15 protein-coding genes, 1 tRNA gene and 1 rRNA gene are annotated in these 18,710 nt (G+C 21.2%); 13 read left to right on the top strand and 4 right to left on the bottom strand.

Annotation, left to right across the window (positions count from 1 at the left end; genetic code table 11):
• The first annotated feature begins 12 nt into the window (after nt 1-12).
• Complete coding sequence (nuoM, locus tag GJU03_RS01835; protein ID WP_168918980.1) at nt 13-1,533, top strand: NADH-quinone oxidoreductase subunit M; 1,521 nt, start codon at nt 13-15, stop codon at nt 1,531-1,533.
• A 52-nt stretch (nt 1,534-1,585) separates the two neighbouring features.
• Nucleotides 1,586-3,052 carry an NADH-quinone oxidoreductase subunit N gene (locus GJU03_RS01830; protein ID WP_168918979.1) on the top strand — a complete coding sequence of 489 codons (1,467 nt, stop codon included), beginning with the start codon at nt 1,586-1,588 and terminating at the stop codon, nt 3,050-3,052.
• Between the two features lie 20 nt (nt 3,053-3,072).
• On the opposite strand, the gene GJU03_RS01825 is transcribed toward GJU03_RS01830, so the two are convergent.
• Entirely contained in the window at nt 3,073-3,642 is a 570-nt protein-coding gene (locus GJU03_RS01825; RefSeq protein ID WP_168918978.1) for a DedA family protein, read from the bottom strand.
• Between the two features lie 47 nt (nt 3,643-3,689).
• Nucleotides 3,690-3,774, bottom strand: a tRNA-Ser gene (locus GJU03_RS01820).
• 57 nt (nt 3,775-3,831) lie between these two features.
• On the opposite strand from GJU03_RS01820, the gene sbcB reads away from it, so the two are divergent.
• Entirely contained in the window at nt 3,832-5,256 is a 1,425-nt protein-coding gene (gene sbcB / locus GJU03_RS01815; RefSeq protein ID WP_168918977.1) for an exodeoxyribonuclease I, read from the top strand.
• Here sbcB and ribA read toward each other — a convergent pair.
• Nucleotides 5,248-5,841 (bottom strand): GTP cyclohydrolase II, encoded by a 594-nt coding sequence (ribA, locus tag GJU03_RS01810; RefSeq protein ID WP_168918976.1) that lies wholly within the window; start codon nt 5,839-5,841, stop codon nt 5,248-5,250. The genes sbcB and ribA overlap by 9 nt on opposite strands.
• A 172-nt stretch (nt 5,842-6,013) precedes the next feature.
• Here ribA and murJ point away from each other — a divergent pair, with 172 nt between their 5' ends.
• From murJ to pykF, 8 genes are all read left to right on the top strand, one after another.
• Nucleotides 6,014-7,558, top strand: coding sequence for a murein biosynthesis integral membrane protein MurJ (gene murJ, locus GJU03_RS01805; protein ID WP_168918975.1), 1,545 nt, complete (start codon nt 6,014-6,016; stop codon nt 7,556-7,558).
• Between the two features lie 239 nt (nt 7,559-7,797).
• The gene (locus GJU03_RS01800) at nt 7,798-8,172 is read left to right on the top strand and encodes a HesB/IscA family protein (RefSeq protein ID WP_168918974.1); all 375 of its coding nucleotides are present in this window, start codon (nt 7,798-7,800) and stop codon (nt 8,170-8,172) included.
• 15 nt (nt 8,173-8,187) lie between these two features.
• Nucleotides 8,188-9,633: a Fe-S cluster assembly protein SufB gene (gene sufB, locus GJU03_RS01795; RefSeq protein ID WP_168918973.1), complete on the top strand. Its 1,446-nt coding sequence runs from the start codon at nt 8,188-8,190 to the stop codon at nt 9,631-9,633.
• 27 nt (nt 9,634-9,660) lie between these two features.
• A complete protein-coding gene (sufC, locus tag GJU03_RS01790; protein WP_168918972.1) occupies nt 9,661-10,404 on the top strand; it encodes a Fe-S cluster assembly ATPase SufC in 744 nt (247 codons plus the stop codon).
• Nucleotides 10,394-11,674 (top strand): SufD family Fe-S cluster assembly protein, encoded by a 1,281-nt coding sequence (locus GJU03_RS01785; RefSeq protein WP_168918971.1) that lies wholly within the window; start codon nt 10,394-10,396, stop codon nt 11,672-11,674. Before sufC ends, GJU03_RS01785 begins: the two co-directional genes overlap by 11 nt.
• Entirely contained in the window at nt 11,664-12,896 is a 1,233-nt protein-coding gene (locus tag GJU03_RS01780) for a SufS family cysteine desulfurase (RefSeq protein WP_168918970.1), read from the top strand. Before GJU03_RS01785 ends, GJU03_RS01780 begins: the two co-directional genes overlap by 11 nt.
• Nucleotides 12,897-12,898: 2 nt before the next feature.
• On the top strand, nt 12,899-13,333 hold the full coding sequence (sufE, locus tag GJU03_RS01775; protein WP_168918969.1) for a cysteine desulfuration protein SufE: 435 nt from the start codon (nt 12,899-12,901) through the stop codon (nt 13,331-13,333).
• 52 nt (nt 13,334-13,385) lie between these two features.
• Nucleotides 13,386-14,795, top strand: coding sequence for a pyruvate kinase PykF (gene pykF, locus GJU03_RS01770; protein WP_168918968.1), 1,410 nt, complete (start codon nt 13,386-13,388; stop codon nt 14,793-14,795).
• A gap of 29 nt (nt 14,796-14,824) precedes the next feature.
• Here pykF and GJU03_RS01765 read toward each other — a convergent pair whose 3' ends face one another.
• Nucleotides 14,825-15,979: a cysteine desulfurase family protein gene (locus GJU03_RS01765; RefSeq protein ID WP_168918967.1), complete on the bottom strand. Its 1,155-nt coding sequence runs from the start codon at nt 15,977-15,979 to the stop codon at nt 14,825-14,827.
• Between the two features lie 138 nt (nt 15,980-16,117).
• Here GJU03_RS01765 and murI point away from each other — a divergent pair, with 138 nt between their 5' ends.
• The gene (gene murI / locus GJU03_RS01760; protein WP_168918966.1) at nt 16,118-16,930 is read left to right on the top strand and encodes a glutamate racemase; all 813 of its coding nucleotides are present in this window, start codon (nt 16,118-16,120) and stop codon (nt 16,928-16,930) included.
• A 204-nt stretch (nt 16,931-17,134) separates the two neighbouring features.
• Nucleotides 17,135-18,703: ribosomal RNA gene (locus GJU03_RS01755) — 16S ribosomal RNA — on the top strand.
• Nucleotides 18,704-18,710 lie beyond the last annotated feature (7 nt).

The raw sequence follows: 18,710 nt of genomic DNA, 5'->3' as shown, positions 1-18,710 counted from the left end.
TTAGGAAATTTTATGTTATTACCTTGGTTAATACTAATTCCTTTTATTAGTGGTTTAATTTGCTGGAAAAGTGAAAAAATAAATCTTAAATTACCTCGTTGGATATCTTTAATTTCCATAAGTTTTATTTTTTTAATATCAATTTTAGAGTGTTTTATATATAGAATTAATTATAATAAAAAAATATTATTTATATATCCTATATGGATCTCAGAATTTATATGGGATTGGATTCCTAAACTTGGAATTCATTTCCACTTAGCAATGGATGGATTATCATTATTAATGATTAGTCTTACTGGTTTATTAGGGATAATGGCAATTATATGTTCTTGGAATGAAGTTAAAAAATGGCACGGTTTTTTTCATTTAAATTTATTATGGATTTTAAGTGCTGTAATTGGTGTTTTTTTATCTATAGATATGTTTTTATTTTTTTTATTTTGGGAAATTATGTTAATACCGATGTATTTTTTAATATCTTTATGGGGACATAAAGGAGAAATAGGAAATAGTAGGATAAAAGCTGCTACAAAATTTTTTATTTATACACAAGCAAGTGGTTTGTTAATGTTATGTGGGATTTTATATTTAGTTTTTTTAAATCAAAAAACAACTGGTATATTAACTTTCGAGTATACTTATTTACTAAATAATTATGTAAATTTAAAAACAGAATTTTTATTAATGTTATCTTTTTTTATTGCTTTTGCAGTTAAAATGCCTATTATTCCATTTCATGGATGGTTACCTGAAGCACATAGTCAAGCTCCCACAGCTGGTTCAGTTGATCTTGCTGGTATTTTATTAAAAACAGCTGCTTATGGTTTATTAAGATTTACCTTACCATTATTTCCTACATCATCTTTAAAATTTTCTTTTATTGCAATATTATTAGGAATATTTGGTATATTTTATGGTTCTTTAATGGCTTGCATACAATCTGATATTAAAAAAATTATAGCATATACTTCAATTTCTCATATGGGATTCATTTTAATGGGGATTTATAGTCATAATAAATTAGCTTATCAGGGTGTTATAATACAAATAATATCACATGGAATTTCTGCTGCAGCACAATTTATTCTTTGTGGACAAATATATGAAAGACTAAAAACAAGAAATATTAAATTAATGGGAGGAATTTGGAACGAATTACATACGTTACCAGGTTTATTTTTATTTTTTTCTTTAGCTAGTATTGGAATACCTGGTACAGGAAATTTTATAGGAGAATTTTTAATTTTATTAGGTACTTTTCATTCATATCCTATATGTGCAAGTATTGCTTCTTTTAATTTACTATTTTCTAGTATATATTCTTTATATATGGTACAAAAAATTTTTTATGGGCCTAAAACTAAAATAAATATTTTTATAAAAAAAATGTTTTTAAGGGAAAAAATTATTATTTTTATCCTGTTAATTTTATTATTAATTTTAGGTTTTTATCCAAAAATTATTCTAAATATTTCAGATTTTACTATAAATAATATTTATAATAGATTGATGTTAATTAATTATACATAAAATGTATGTATGTTCATTTTAAATAAATTTATCAAATAAAATAGAATTTTTTATGACTAAATCATTAATACCTTTAATTACTATTATTACATTATTAATATTATTATTAATAAAAATATCTATTAAAAGAAATAATTTAACAAGTTTAATTATTACAATTTCAGGATTTATATTAACAATAATATCTATTTTTTATGTTAAAAATAATAATTTTCCAATAAATTATCTATTTTTAAATGATATGTATTCAAATTTTTATACAATTATATTAATTTGTAATAATATTATAACGTGCTTAATTTCATATAAATGGTTATCTAATTTAAAATATAATAAGGATGAATTTTATTTATTAATAATAATATCTACTATTGGCAGTATTGTATTATTAAATTCAAATAATTTAATTTCTATGTTAATAGGTATTGAATTAATATCTATACCTATATTTGGGCTCATAAGTTATAATATTAATTCAAAATATTCATTAGAAGCTAGTATTAAATATGTAATTTTATCAACTATTGCATCATCTTTTATAATACTTGGAATTTCTTTTATCTATTTAGATAATGGAAGTTTAAATTTTACATTCTTATTAAATAATTATTTATTTTATAATAAATTTTTAATTAATTATTTAACTATAATTGGATTTTGTTTAATTTTAGTGAGTTTAAGTTTTAAATTATCAATAGCACCATTTCACTTATGGACTTCTGATGTATATCAAGGTGCTCCTACAATTGTAACAATATTTTTAACTACATGCAATAAATTATCTATTTTTATATTTTTAGTAAAATTTTTAATTTATTTTGCTAAAATTAATAATAATAAATATTTTTTATATAAAATATTAATATTACTATCAATGTTATCTATAATTATTGGTAATATTATGGGAATTAAAACAAAAAATAATATTAAACGTTTATTAGCATATTCATCTATAGCTCATATTGGTTATATGTTAACAATTTTAATTTATAATCAGAAATATACAATATATCTTTTTTCATTAGAAATGATGATAATATATATTATTGGATATATAATAAATAATTTAGTTATATTGGGAATAATAAGTTTATTTGAAGGTTTTAATTTTCAAGAAAATAATATAGACAAATTATATTATTATCGTGGATTATTTTGGTATGACCCTATACTTGCTTTTATATTTACAGTTATGTTTTTATCTTTAGCTGGAATTCCTTTGACTATAGGTTTTATATCTAAATTTTATTTAATAGCTTTAAGTATAAAAATGAAAATATGGTATTTAACCCTAATTATTATATTAGGTAGTTCTATTGGTTTATATTATTATTTACGAATTATTATTAGTTTATATTTAATACCATCTAAAATAAATAAAAATTGGTACACTTCTAAAGTAGAAAATAATAATTTTTATTTTTTTATTAAAAATTTATTTTTATTATTAACAATAATAATAATTATATTAGGTATTTATCCTGGATTTGTTATTAATAACATTAAAAATATAATCTAAACTGAATGTTATTTTTTTTTTTAAATAAAAAAATATTTTTTTATTATTTTTATGAAAATTTTTATTACTATAAACAATAAAAAAATATATAAAAAATATTTAATAATTTTACTAAAATCTCTAATCCAAGCGGATATAATTTCACCAAAAAAATATCCAGTAATAGTAAAAAAAATAGTCCAAATAATAGCACCAATAATATTTAATAAAAAAAATTTTATATTAGAAATATTAGTAATACCCATTATAATTGGACTAATTAATCTAAAACCATAAATAAATCTTGTTATAATAATAAATATATAAGGATAATTTGTAATTAAATTATGATATTTTTTAATTTTAAAATTATAATTTTTAAAAAAAGATAAAAATTTTTTATTATATTTTTTACCTATAAAAAATAATATCTGATTACTTATTACAGAACCTATAATTGTAATAATAATAATTTTATGTAAAAATAATATTTTTTTGTGAGCTAACATTCCAGAAATAATAATTAATGTTTCCCATTCAATTAATGATCCTAATAATATAAATAAATAACCATATTGGTTCATTGTTTTAGCTATATTTATATTAAACATGTTTTATATCACGTTTATAAAATAAATATTTATAAAATACAATATTTCGGTGAGAAAGGGATTCGAACCCTTGATATGTTTCCATATACATACTTTCCAGGCATGCGCCTTAAACCACTCGGCCATCTCACCATAATTTATATAATAAATATTGTTAAAATACTACTAATAGTATAGTATTATACTACTATGTTAAAGAAAAAAAAAATAAAATTTAGTTTTTTATTTTATGATTATGAAACTTTTGGGCTAAACCCAAAAAAAGATAGAATTGCACAATTTGCATGTATACGTACTGATATTAATTTAAATATTATAAGTTCACCTATTGTAACTTACTGTAAGTTACCTAGTGATTATTTACCTGATCCTAATTCTATTATTATTCATAATATTAGTCCTTATGTAGTTAACTTAAAAGGATTAAAAGAAAATGAATTTGCTCATTTTATTAATAAAATATTTTCATATCCTAATACTTGTATTTTAGGATATAATAATATTAATTTTGATGATGAATTTAGTAAATTTTTATTTTATCGTAATTTTTACGATGCATATGAGTGGTTTTGGAAAAATAATAACAGTCGTTGGGATATATTAAACTTAATTAGAGCATGTTATGTATTAAGACCTAATGGTATTTTTTGGCCAAAAATTAATAATATTCCAATATTTAATCTTGAAAAAATTGCTATATTAAATAATATATTACCATATTATAAATCACATGATGCATTATCAGATGTATATACAACAATCTCTCTTACTAAATTAGTCAAAAATAAACAACCATTATTATTTAAATATTTTTTTAAATATAAAAATAAAAATTTTTTAATCAAAATTATAAATTTATTAAAAATTCAAATTTTAATTCATATTAGTAATATTTATAAAAATAAAGATAATAATTTAAATTGTATTACACCTTTATTTTGGCATCCCGAAAATAAAAACATATTAATTACTTTTAATTTGAAAAAAAAAATAAGTAGTTTTTTAAAAATTTTAAATAATAAAAGTAAAATAAAAAAAGAATATATATTTTTATATATACAATATATTAATTTTAGTAAATCTCCATTATTAATACCAATTAATATTTTAAAAAAAATAGATATTAAACGATTAAAATTTAATATTTTATTTTACACAGAAAACTTTTCGATGCTAAAAAAAAATTTTTTAGAAATAAAAAATTTTATTAAATTAAATTTAATTAATTTTTCTAAAAAAGATGATAATACAAATATTTATAATGTAGATGAACAATTATATAAAAATTTTTTTCCAAATAATGATTTATATAATTTTAAAAAAATAAATGATAAAAAATCTATTTATTTAAATTTAAATAAAATATCATTCAAAGATAAAAGGGCAAAAATTTTATTATTTAAATATAAAGCAAGAAATTTTCCATTTATGTTAAATCACATAGAAAAAAAAAAATGGAATATATATCAAAAAAATATTTTTAACAAAAAATTTCTTAATAATTATATTCTAAAAATAGAAAAATTTTTACAAAATGAATTATGTAATAAAAAAATTTTAGTTTTAAAAGATTTATTAAAATATGTTAAAGAATTATATAATTCACTAACTTAATATATGTCCTAATTTTATATTTTTAGTATTTAAATATTTATAATTATAAATGTTATAATCTATAATTAACGGGATTCTATCTATTACATTTATACCTTTTTTTTTTAAAAAATTAATTTTATGAGGATTATTTGTTAATAATTTAATATTTAAAATACCTAATATTTTTAATATATTTATACATGAAATAAAATTTCTTTCATCTGCATAAAATCCTAACTTATAATTTGCTTCTACAGTATCTAATCCATGATCTTGTAAATTATATGCTTTAATTTTATTTAAAAGACCAATATTTCTACCTTCTTGTCTATGATAAATTAATATACCACAATTAGCTTTAGAAATTTTTTCTAAAGCTAATTGTAATTGTAAACCACAATCACAACGTAAACTAAAAAAAGCATCTCCTGTTAAACATTCTGAATGTATTCTTGTTAAAATAATTGAGTTCTTATGTATTTTTTTTAATCCATATACTAAAGCAATATGATGATTACCTGTATTTACTTCTTCAAATCCTATGATAATAAATTCACCCCATTTTGTTGGAAGTTTTGCTCTAGATACTTCTTTTATATTCATAAAATTTTTACCTATAAAATTTTGAATTTTACTAAAAATAAAAATTTATAATAAAATAAATATGTTTACTTAAATAAAAAATATTTTTTTATTAAGTAATAATATTTTATTATATTGAATTTTTTATTAAAATAATTTATTTATATAATAAACTATTATTTTTAGGAATTATATGAATTTATTAAAGTCATTAACGACAGTTAGTGTAATTACATTATTCTCTAGATTATTAGGCTTTATTAGAGATAGTCTTATAGCAAAAGTTTTTGGTGCCGGTGTTTATAGTGATTCTTTTTTTATTGCTTTTAAATTACCTAATTTATTACGTCGTATATTTGCAGAAGGAGCTTTTTCTCAAGCTTTTACCCCAATATTAGCAGAATATAAAAACAAAAAAAGTAGAAAAGACACAAAAAATTTTATTGCTTCTACATTAGGCATATTAATTATAATACTGTCAATAATAGTATTATTAGGAATAATATTTTCTTCTTTCATTATTTCTATAATTGCTCCTGGATTTGTTAATACAGATTTTAAATTAAAACTTACATCTAAAATATTAAAAATGACTTTTCCTTATATTTTATTAATTTCATTATCTTCATTAGCAAGTTCAATTTTAAATATTTGGAAAAATTTTTTTGTACCAGCAGTAACTCCTATTTTATTAAATTTAAGTATGATTTTATTAATTATTCTTTTTCCTAAAATGTTAGAACCTTCAATTTTAATCCTAGCATGGGCTGTATTAATTGGAGGATTATTACAAATTTTTTATCAATTAATTTATTTAAAAAAGATAAATATGTTAATTATTCCTCATTTTAAAAATTTTGATAGAGGAGTATTAAGAGTTTTTAAAAAAATGGGGACAGCTATAATTGGGGTAGCAGCTACACAAATATCGTTATTAATTAATTCTGCTCTTTCATCTTTCTTAATTACAGGTTCTATTACTTGGATTTATTATGCTGATCGTTTAATGGAATTACCTATAGGTATGTTTGGAATAGCATTAACAATAGTATTATTACCTGCATTAACTGATTCGTTTACACAAAATAATGAAAAAGAATATAATCAATTAATGGATATTGGATTACGTTTATGTTTTTTACTAATAATACCTAGTTCTTTAATTTTAGGTTTTTTATCAAAAACATTATTGATTTCTTTATTTCAATATGGAGCTTTTACTTATTTTGATGTATTAATGACGCAAGTAAATATTATTATTTATTCAATAGGATTAATATTTTTAATAATTGCTAAAGTATTAGCAATAGGGTTTTATGCTAGACAAGATGTTAAAACTCCGGTTAAAATAAATATATTAGTTTTAATTATTACTCAATTATTTAGTCCTCTTTTTATTTTTTTTTTACATCATATAGGATTCTCTATATCCATATGTTTTGCTGCATTTTTAAATGTTATTCTATTATTTAATAAACTAATTAAAAAACATATTTATAAACCTGAACCTGGTTGGTTTAATTTTTTATTTCGTATGAGTATCATAACATTTATTTTAAGTATAATTTTATTATTTATTTCTCATATAATTTCTGAAAAATGGTTAATTTTAACATCTTTTAAAATACGTATATTTTTTCTATTAAGTATTTGTTTTATTATTTTTCTTTTATATATAATTATATTATTTATATTAGGATTTCGTCTAAAAGATTTTTCTTTAAAAGAAAAACAATAATTTTTTTATTTTATCAACAAATATTTTAATATTATAAAATTGATAATTTTAATTTTAAAAAAATTTACATATTTTATTTTTAAAATAAAAATAATAGAAATAAATAATATATATTTTTTAATATTAGTTAGTTTAACTAAACTAAAATTTAAATTTCAGTTAAAATAATTAAAATTAACTTTTATATATTATTTTTTATATATTAAAATATATATATAATTATATTTTTAGGTTATTATATGGTAATAAAGAAAAGTTTAATACATTTTAAATGTGATAAAAATAATTATAAAGGTTTGTATATAACAAAAAATGCTTTTTTACAAATAAAAAGAATAATAGAAAAATATGATAATAAAGGCATAAAATTATTTTTAAAAAAATCTGGTTGTTTTGGTTTCAAATATAAATTTTTTTTAGTAAAAAATATACTTAAGAATGAAATTTTATTTAAAAAAAAAAACATATATATTTTTATTAATAATAAAGATATTATTTTTATAGATGGAACTATTATTGATTTTACAAAAAATAATTTTAGTCAATCATTTGAATTTTATAATAAAAAAATTAAACAATTCTGTGGATGTAAAAAAAGTTTTAATTTTGATTAAAAAAGAAATAATTTTATGAGTAATAACTTAAAGTATTTAAGAGAAAAAAAAAATATATATAAAGAAGGATTTTCCACTAAATTAAAAAATGAAAAATTTACTCCTGGTATTAATTTAGATATAATACATAAAATATCTCATGTTCGAAATGAACCAGAATGGATGCTGAATTTTAGATTACAAGGATATTATTCATGGATAAAACAAAAAGAACCTCATTGGTTAAATGGTTTTTATAAAAAATTAAATTATCAAAAATATATATATTATTCAGCTCCTTTAAATAATTTAAAAACAACTAATAATATTAAAAAAAATAAATATTTAACATCTGAAGTAAAAAATACATTCGATAAGTTAAAAGTACCTATTGATAATAATACTACCATAGCTGTAGATGCTATTTTTGATTCTGTATCAGTAATTACAACAAATCAAAAAAAATTATTAAAGCAAGGAATTATTTTTTGTTCATTAAATAATGCTATAAAAAATTATCCTGAATTAGTTAAAAAATATTTAGGTTCAGTAGTTCCTGCTAATGATAATTTTTTTGCATCATTAAATGCTGCTGTAGCTTCTGATGGTACATTTATATATATTCCTAAAAATACGTATTGTCCCATAGATTTATCTACTTATTTTAGAATTAATGAAAAAAATATTGGACAATTTGAACGTACTATTTTAGTTGCAGATGAAAATAGTTATCTTAACTATATAGAAGGATGTTCTGCTCCAATTAGAAATAATTCTCAATTACATGCTGCTGTTGTTGAAGTAATTTTACATAAAAATGCTCAAGTAAATTATTCAACAGTACAAAATTGGTTTCCAGGAAATGTTAAAAATAAAGGAGGAATTTTAAACTTTGTAACTAAAAGAGCAATATGTAAAGGAGAAAATAGTAAAATGTCTTGGACACAATCAGAAACAGGTGCGGCAATTACTTGGAAATATCCAAGTGTTATTTTACAAGGAGATAATTCTACAGGAGAATTTTTTTCTGTTTCTTTAACGAATGGTTATCAACAAGCTGATACTGGTACTAAAATGATTCATATAGGAAAAAATACAAAATCAAAAATAATTTCTAAAAGTATTTCTACTGAAAATAGTAAAAATACCTATAGAGGTTTAGTTTCTATTAAGAAGAATGCAAATAATTCTCGTAATTTTACTCAATGTGATTCAATTTTAATTGGTTCTAAATGTAGTACACATACATATCCTGTTTTAAATATTTTAAATAATACAGCACAAGTTGAACATGAAGCTACTACTTCTAAAATTGAAGAAGAACAAATATTTTTTTGTTTACAAAGAGGATTAAATATAGAAGATGCTATTTCTCTTATTATTAATGGATTTTGTAGAGAAGTTTTTACTAAATTTCCTTTAGAATTTGCAATTGAAGCTCAAAAATTACTATCTCTTCATTTAGAAGATAGTATTGGATAATATATCTATATTAATTAAAAGAAAATTATGTTAAAGATTAACAATTTACAAGTTCATATAAATAATAAAATTATCTTAAATAAACTTAATTTAAATATAAATTCTGGAGAAATACATGCAATTATGGGACCTAATGGTTCAGGTAAAAGTACATTATCATATGTATTATCTGGTAAAAAAGAATATACTATATCTAAAGGAGAGATATTTTATAAAAAAGAAAATTTATTATTTATGAAACCTGAAATTAGAGCAAGAAAAGGAATTTTTGTATCTTTTCAATATTTAATTGAAATACCAGGAGTAAGTAATAATATATTTTTATATAATTCTTTAAAAGCTATTAAAAAATATAAAGAAAAAAAACAAATAGATAAATTTACTTACAATAAAATTATTAATGAAAAAATTAAAATTTTAGGAAAATCAAAAGATTTTTTACAACGTTTTGTTAACGTTGGTTTTTCTGGCGGGGAAAAAAAAATTAATGATATATTTCAAATGTTTGTATTAGAACCAGATTTATGTATTTTAGATGAAATAGATTCTGGATTAGATATAGATGCATTAAAATTAGTATGTAAAATAATTAATATTATGAAAAATTCAAATAGATCTTTTTTAATTATTACACATTATCGTCGTATTCTTGATTATATTAATCCTGATTATGTTCATATTTTATATAATAAAAAAATTATACAATCAGGAAATTGTAATATTATTTCCTATTTAGAAAAATACGGATATGGATATTTTAATGAAAAATAATATTTATAAACAAATAAAAAATATTTACAAATCACATAAAAAATATCATTTCTCTAAAAAATCAGAATTTAATTGGTTAAAATTAAAAAATATATTAAAAAATAAATTATATGATAATAATAAAAAAAATTTTTTAAAATATATTAATAATAATATATTAATAAATAATCAAAATTTATTAATAAGTATGAATAAATTAGAAAAATTTTTATTTAAAATAGATGCAATTACATTATGTTTTATTAATGGTAAAATTAATAAAAACATTAGTAATTTAAATAATATTTATTATGATATAGATATAACAAAATATAATACTATTAATTTTAAAAATATTAATTTTCAACATAATATTTATACATATTTATCTGAATCTTTAACCAAAGAAATAGTTACAATTAATATTCATAATAAAACAAATATTAATATTAAACCAATTTATTTAGTTTATTTTAATATAAATAATGAAAAAAATAAAATTTTTATGTCTAATTATAGAAATTATATTTATTTAAATAATAAATATCCTTTAATATTAATTGAACATCATATAAATATTAACTATTTGTATTTAAATAATATTTATAATACTTTAATTTTAAATAATAATGTTAGATTAGAATATTATCAATTTATTACAAATGAAAATAAAAATAAAAATTATTATATTATGAATAATGAATTTTATTTATATAACAATGTTTTTTTTAAAAAATATGATTTATTAATGTCTAATAAATATATAGAACAAAATAATAATTTTAAATTTATAGGGGAAAAATCTAAATTAGTATATAAGAGTATATCATTAGCTAAAAATAATAATTTAGTAAATTTAAATAATTATGTGGAGCATGATGAAAAAAATTGTTGTAGTATCCAAAAACATAAAATTATTACATTAGATAATTCTTTTATTAATTCTATTGGTCTACTAAAAATTAATAAAAATGCAATAAAAACAGATGGACAAATAAATTATAGTAGTTTATTATTAAGCAAATCATCAAAAATAAATATACAACCAGGATTAGATATATTAAATCATGATGTAAAATGCGCACATAGTGTTTTTACGGGAAAATTAGATTATAATCAAATATTCTTCTTACGAATGAGAGGAATAAGTTTTAAAAAAGCATATAATATTTTACTAATATCATTTATATTAGATTCTTTAAAAGAAATTAATTTTAATAATTTAAAAAAAGAATTTTTAAAGAAATTATTATTTTATTTGTCAGTAGAGAATTTTTTTCATGAATTTTAATATAAAAAACATAAGAAAACAATTTCCAATTTTACTAAATAAAATTAATGGAAGAAAATTTATATATCTTGATAATGCAGCTACTGTTCATAAACCTAAAAAAGTAATTTCAGCATTAAATAATTTTTATAAAAATGAATATGCTTCAGTAAATAGAAGTATATATAGTTTAAGTATAAATGCAACAAATAAAATGGAAAATATACGTTATAAAATATCAAAATTTATTAATGCAAAACATACTGAAGAAATAATTTTTACCAAAAGTACTACGGAAAGTATTAATTTAATTGCAAATACTTGGGGGATAAAAAATATTTTATCACATAATAATATTATTATTACTCAAATGGAACATCATTCTAATATTATTCCCTGGAAAATATTATCAGAAAAAATAGGTTTTAATATACGTTTTATTCCATTTAATAAAAATGGAGATTTAGAATTAAATAAAATTGATAATTTAATTGATAAAAACACTTGTTTAATATCAATTACATATATTTCAAATGTTTTAGGAACGATTAATCCAATTAATAATATAATTAAAATAGCTAAAAAAAAAAATATTACTATTTTAATAGATGGTGCTCAGGCTGTTGCTAATAAAAAAATTGATGTTCAAAATTTGAATTGTGATTTTTTTGTTTTTTCTGGCCATAAAATTTTTGGTCCTACTGGAATAGGTATTTTATATGGGAAAAAAAAAATATTAGAGTTAATGCCTCCATGGCAAGGAGGTGGTGGAATGATTAAAGATATGTGTAAAAATCAATTTATTCCAGAAAAATTACCTTGGAAATTCGAAGCAGGTTCTCCTAATATAGCTGGTATTATAGGATTAGGTGCTGCAATATCATGGTTTATATCTTTTAATATAAAAGATATAATTAATCATAATAGATTTTTGACTAAATATACTTTAACAAGACTTAATGATATATCAAATATAAAAATATTTGGAAAAAATAAATTTAGTAAAAATAGAATAGGTATAATTTCATTTAATTTAGGAAAACATCATGCGTATGATGTAGGTAGTTTTTTAGATCAATATGGTATTGCTATTCGTACTGGTCATCATTGTTCTATCCCTGTTATAAAATATTTTAACGTTAAATCTATGTGTCGAATTTCGTTTTCTATTTATAATAATAAAAATGATATTGATTTTTTTATAAAAAAATTAATTTATATAAATAATTTATTAAGTAAATAATTATGTCATATAATTTACCATGTATAAATGAAATTAAAAATAATTTTATAAGTTGTAATAATTGGGAAGAAAAATATTTATATATAATTGAATTAGGTAATCAAATACCTATTTTGTCAAGAAAAGAATATTCTTCAGAAAATTTTATTCCAGGATGTCAAAGTAGAGTATGGGTTTCTATGAAAATTAATTCTTATAATTATATTCAATTTAAAGGTGATAGTGATTCTTCAATAGTTAAAGGATTATTAACAATAATTTTCATCTTTTATAATAAAAAAACTTATAATGAAATTATAACTTTTGATATTAAATCGTGTTTTAAACAATTAAATTTTAATAAATATTTAACTTATTCTAGAATTCAAGGTATTAATATTATTATAAGAACAATTAAAAATAAATTAAAAAATTTAATTATGAATTTAAGTAAATAAATTAATAATTTTATTATTTTTTAAATAAAATAATATAGGAAATATAAATTATATGAAGAAAACAAAAATAGTTTGTACCATAGGTCCTAGTTCTGAATCTAAAAATATTTTATCTAATTTATTAAATTTAGGTATGAATGTTGCAAGATTAAATTTTTCACACGGTACTCATGATGATCATCAAAAACGTATTAATCTTTTAAAAAAGATTATAAAAAAAACAGGTAACAATGCAGCAATTTTATTAGATACTCAAGGTCCAGAAATAAGGACTATGAAATTATATAAAGGGAAAGATGTATATTTACAAGCTGGAAATAAATTTATTTTAACTACTGATAAATCTATAGTGGGTAATGAACAATGTGTTGCTATTACATACTCTGGTCTTATAAATGATTTAAAAATAGGAAATAAAATATTGATAGATGATGGATTAATAGCAATAAAAGTATTAAAAATTATTAATGATAAAATAATATGTAAAATATTAAATAACGGGAAACTATCAGAAAATAAAAGTATTAATTTACCTGGAATATCTATCAAATTACCTTCTTTATCAAAAAAAGATAAACATGATTTAATTTTTGCATGTAAAAATAAAATAGATTATATTGCAGCTTCTTTTATTAGAAAAAAGCAAGATATATTAGAAATAAAAAATTTTTTAAAAAAACATAATGGAAATGATATTAAAATTATCTCGAAGATTGAAAATCAAGAAGGGTTAAATAATTTTGATGAAATACTAGAAGTATCCGATGGCATAATGGTTGCTAGAGGTGATTTAGGAGTAGAAATTCCTGTAGAAAATGTTATTTTTGCTCAAAAAATGATAATTAAAAAATGTAATTATTTCGGTAAAATTGTAATAACTGCAACACAAATGTTAGATTCTATGATTAAAAATCCTAGACCTACTAGAGCTGAGGCTGGTGATGTTGCTAATGCAATTCTGGATGGAACAGATGCAGTTATGTTATCTGGAGAAAGTGCTAAAGGTAAATACCCATTAGAATCTGTATCTATTATGTCTACGATTTGTGAAAGAACAGATATCACAATGACTAATAGAATAAATTTTTATGATAATACAGATATGAGTATTACAGATGCAGTATGTCGTAGTGCAGTTGAGATTGCAGAGAAACTAAAAGCACCTTTAATAATTGTAGCTACTCAGTTAGGAAAATCTGCAAAATCAATAAGAAAATATTTTCCGAAAGCAATAATTTTAGCTTTAACTACAAATAAAAAAACTGTAAAACACTTAATTTTAAGTAAAGGAATAATTCCTAAATTAGTTGATAAAATATCATCTACAGATGATTTTTATGTTATAGGGAAAAAAGTAGCTTTAACTAGTAAATATGCATCTAAAGGAGATGTTATTGTAATGGTTTCTGGGGCACTTGTTCCTAGTGGGACAACAAATACTACATCTGTACATATCATATGATATGTATGTATTATACTTATTTAAAAATATTAGCTTTGTCTAATCTTTTTTATAAAAAAATGTAATTCTTTAATTAAGTAAATAATTTCCTTTTCAGTAGTAAATCTTCCAAAAGAAATACGAATAGAACTTTGAATTAATTCTTTTGTTAATCCTAAAGATTTTAAAACATGAGAAGTATTATATTTATTTGAATTACATGCTGATGAAGATGAAATAATAATATTATTCATTTCTAACATAAGAATTTTATTAAAAATATCTTTGCAACCTATATTAATTATATAAGGAGAACTATTTTTAAAACTACCATTTAAAAATATTCCCGGAATATTTCTTATTTCATTCCAGAACTTTTTTTTTAATATTTTTATTCTTTCCTTCTCTTTTTTTATTTCATTATCTGCAATAATTAATGCTGTTGACATACCAATAATTTGGTGAGTAGCTAAAGTACCTGATCTTAAACCTTTTTCTTGTCCTCCTCCATGTAATAATGGAGTTAAAATTATTTTAGGTTTTTTTTTTTTTACATATAAAACTCCAATTCCTTTGGGACCATAAAATTTATGTGCAGAAAATGATAATAGATCAATATTCATTTTTTTTAGATTTAATGAATATTTTCCTATACTTTGTGTAGCATCTACATGAAAAAATACATTTTTTTTTTTACATATATTACCAATATTTTTAATATTATTAATTGTTCCAATTTCATTATTAATATGCATTACTGAAACTAAAATAGTTTTATTTATAATTTTTTCTTTTAGTAAATTTAAATTTAAAACTCCAATATTAGAATTAGTTATATATATAATTTTTATACCTAATTTTTTTAAAAAATTACAAGTTTCTAGTACAGCTTTATGTTCCATACTACTTGTAATTATATATTTTTTTTTATTATTAAAATAACTATATATAATTCCTTTAATAGCTAAATTTATAGATTCAGTTGCATTAGATGTAAAAAAAATTTCTTCTTGTTTACTACCAAGAATATTTGCTATACGTATTCTAGCATTTTCAATTTCATTTTTTGTTTTTCTTCCTAAATAATTTGAAGAAGATGAATTTCCAAATAATCCTTTTGTAGTAAGATAATTATTCATTTTTTCTAAAACCCTTTTATCAATAGGAGTTGTAGAAGCATAATCTAAATAAATTAATTTATTCATAATTTAATACATTATTATTTAAAATAAATATTTTAAAAATTTTTATAAATTTATAATAAATAATATATATTATTTATTAAAAAAATAACATTATTTATTATTTTAATACAAATATTGTAAATAAAATTAGGATATTTCATGAAAAAAAAATTTTTAAAATCACAAAATACAATATTTATTTTTGATTCTGGATTAGGTGGCATTACAATATTTAATTATATAAAAAACATTTTTTTAAATATAAATTTTATTTATTTATTAGATAATAAATATTTTCCATATGGAAATAAATCAAAAAATTTTATTTTACAACGTTTAATAAAAATTTTAAAAAAAATTTCAAATAATTATAATATTACATTAGCAATTATTGCATGTAACACTGCTAGTATTTCTAGTTTACCAACTATAAAAAATTATTTTAATTTTCCTATTATTGGAGTTACTCCTGCCATAGATTTAGCTACACAAAAAACTAAAAATAATGTAATTGGATTTTTAGCAACAAATACAACTTTAAAAAATAACAAAATTAAAAAAAAAATTAATTTTTTAAGTACAAAATACAAAATAAAAACAATATCATCTTCAAAATTAGTTTTTTTAGCAGAAAAAAAATTATTAGGATATAAAATAATAATAGATGAAATAAAGAAAATTTTTAGATCTTGGTATAATTTTAAAATATTTCCAGATACTATAATTTTAGGTTGTACACATTTTCCATTAATTTTAAATGAATTAAAAATTATTTTTCCTAAAAATATATATTTTTTAGATTCTAAAAAAGATGTTATTTTAAAATATAAAGAAAATATAGATTTTAATAAAATAAAAATAAAAAAAAAAGAAAATATTGTTTTTTATACAAAAAAAAATGAATATTTAAAACAAATAAAATTACTTTTTTTTAAAAAAGGCTTTAAAAATATTACTAATTTAAAAATATAAAAAATTTATTTTTTTTTAAAATTTAAATAAAATACTTGACTATTTATTGGTAATATGTAAGATGGTTTATATTGCTTTGTTGTTCTTTCAAAATTTATAAAAGATTTTTAAGGGCACTCTTGAGAGAGAGTATTATTAAATTTATAAATTTGTATTTTTTTTAAAATATGATTTATGAATTTAACTTTATTAAAGTTTCTTATATAATTGAAGAGTTTGATCATGGCTCAGATTGAACGCTGGCGGCAAGCCTAACACATGCAAGTCGAGCGGCAGCGAAATAAGAAAATTTTATAATTTTTTTATTGTCGGCAAGCGGCGGACGGGTGAGTAATATCTGGGGATCTGCCTTTTGGAGGGGGATAACTATTGGAAACGATAGCTAATACCGCATAATGTCTTTACGACTAAAGTAGGGGATTTTATGTTTACATAAAACCTTATGCCATTAGATGAACCCAGACGGGATTAGCTAGTAGGTAGAGTAAAAGCCTACCTAGGCTACGATCCCTAGCTGGTCTGAGAGGATGATCAGCCACACTGGAACTGAGACACGGTCCAGACTCCTACGGGAGGCAGCAGTGGGGAATATTGCACAATGGGCGAAAGCCTGATGCAGCTATGCCGCGTGTATGAAGAAGGCCTTAGGGTTGTAAAGTACTTTCAACAAGAAAGAAAAGATAAAATCTAATATATTTTATTATTGACGTTACTTGTAAAAGAAGCACCGGCTAACTCCGTGCCAGCAGCCGCGGTAATACGGAGGGTGCAAGCGTTAATCGGAATTACTGGGCGTAAAGAGCACGTAGGCTGTTAATTAAGTCAGATGTGAAATCCCTAAGCTTAACTTAGGAACTGCATTTGAAACTGATTAACTTGAGTTTCATAGAGGGGGGTAGAATTCCAGGTGTAGCGGTGAAATGCGTAGATATCTGGAGGAATACCAGTGGCGAAGGCGACCCCCTGGATGAATACTGACGCTCAGGTGCGAAAGCATGGGGAGCAAACAGGATTAGATACCCTGGTAGTCCATGCCGTAAACAATGTCGACTTGAAGGTTGTAAGTTTGACTTATAGCTTTCGTAGCTAACGCGTTAAGTCGACCGCCTGGGGAGTACGACCGCAAGGTTAAAACTCAAATGAATTGACGGGGGCCCGCACAAGCGGTGGAGCATGTGGTTTAATTCGATGCAACGCGAAAAACCTTACCTGGTCTTGACATCCATGGAATTTAATAGAGATATTTTAGTGCCTTCGGGAACCATGAGACAGGTGCTGCATGGCTGTCGTCAGCTCGTGTTGTGAAATGTTGGGTTAAGTCCCGCAACGAGCGCAACCCTTATCCTTTGTTGCCATCAGTTCGGCTGGGAACTCAAAGGAGACTGCCGGTGATAAACCGGAGGAAGGTGAGGACGACGTCAAGTCATCATGGCCCTTACGACCAGGGCTACACACGTGCTACAATGGTATATACAAAGGGAAGCATCCTCGCAAGAGTAAGCGAATCTCATAAAATATATCTTAGTTCGGATTGGAGTCTGCAACTCGACTCTATGAAGTCGGAATCGCTAGTAATCGTAGATCAGAATGCTACGGTGAATACGTTCCCGGGCCTTGTACACACCGCCCGTCACACCATGGGAGTGGGTTGTAAAAGAAGTAAGTTGCTTAACCTTTTTTTTTAGGAGGGCGCTTACCACTTTATGATTCATAACTGGGGTGAAGTCGTAACAAGGTAACCGTAGGGGAACCTGTGGTTGGATCACCTCCTTTACTGTAA

Source organism: Enterobacteriaceae endosymbiont of Donacia bicoloricornis, from assembly GCF_012567955.1.
In the GTDB taxonomy this organism is placed as follows: domain Bacteria; phylum Pseudomonadota; class Gammaproteobacteria; order Enterobacterales; family Enterobacteriaceae.
The sequence above is the reverse complement of the archived record's forward strand: the minus strand, read 5'-3'. Positions and strand labels throughout refer to the sequence as shown.

What these genes read in the sequence shown, in the direction of transcription:
- nuoM (WP_168918980.1), top strand. Translation starts at nt 13, where the DNA reads ATGTTATTACCTTGGTTAATACTAATTCCTTTTATTAGTGGTTTAATT.
- GJU03_RS01830 (WP_168918979.1), top strand. Translation starts at nt 1,586, where the DNA reads ATGACTAAATCATTAATACCTTTAATTACTATTATTACATTATTAATA.
- GJU03_RS01825 (WP_168918978.1), bottom strand. Translation starts at nt 3,642, where the DNA reads ATGTTTAATATAAATATAGCTAAAACAATGAACCAATATGGTTATTTA.
- sbcB (WP_168918977.1), top strand. Translation starts at nt 3,832, where the DNA reads ATGTTAAAGAAAAAAAAAATAAAATTTAGTTTTTTATTTTATGATTAT.
- ribA (WP_168918976.1), bottom strand. Translation starts at nt 5,841, where the DNA reads ATGAATATAAAAGAAGTATCTAGAGCAAAACTTCCAACAAAATGGGGT.
- murJ (WP_168918975.1), top strand. Translation starts at nt 6,014, where the DNA reads ATGAATTTATTAAAGTCATTAACGACAGTTAGTGTAATTACATTATTC.
- GJU03_RS01800 (WP_168918974.1), top strand. Translation starts at nt 7,798, where the DNA reads ATGGTAATAAAGAAAAGTTTAATACATTTTAAATGTGATAAAAATAAT.
- sufB (WP_168918973.1), top strand. Translation starts at nt 8,188, where the DNA reads ATGAGTAATAACTTAAAGTATTTAAGAGAAAAAAAAAATATATATAAA.
- sufC (WP_168918972.1), top strand. Translation starts at nt 9,661, where the DNA reads ATGTTAAAGATTAACAATTTACAAGTTCATATAAATAATAAAATTATC.
- GJU03_RS01785 (WP_168918971.1), top strand. Translation starts at nt 10,394, where the DNA reads ATGAAAAATAATATTTATAAACAAATAAAAAATATTTACAAATCACAT.
- GJU03_RS01780 (WP_168918970.1), top strand. Translation starts at nt 11,664, where the DNA reads ATGAATTTTAATATAAAAAACATAAGAAAACAATTTCCAATTTTACTA.
- sufE (WP_168918969.1), top strand. Translation starts at nt 12,899, where the DNA reads ATGTCATATAATTTACCATGTATAAATGAAATTAAAAATAATTTTATA.
- pykF (WP_168918968.1), top strand. Translation starts at nt 13,386, where the DNA reads ATGAAGAAAACAAAAATAGTTTGTACCATAGGTCCTAGTTCTGAATCT.
- GJU03_RS01765 (WP_168918967.1), bottom strand. Translation starts at nt 15,979, where the DNA reads ATGAATAAATTAATTTATTTAGATTATGCTTCTACAACTCCTATTGAT.
- murI (WP_168918966.1), top strand. Translation starts at nt 16,118, where the DNA reads ATGAAAAAAAAATTTTTAAAATCACAAAATACAATATTTATTTTTGAT.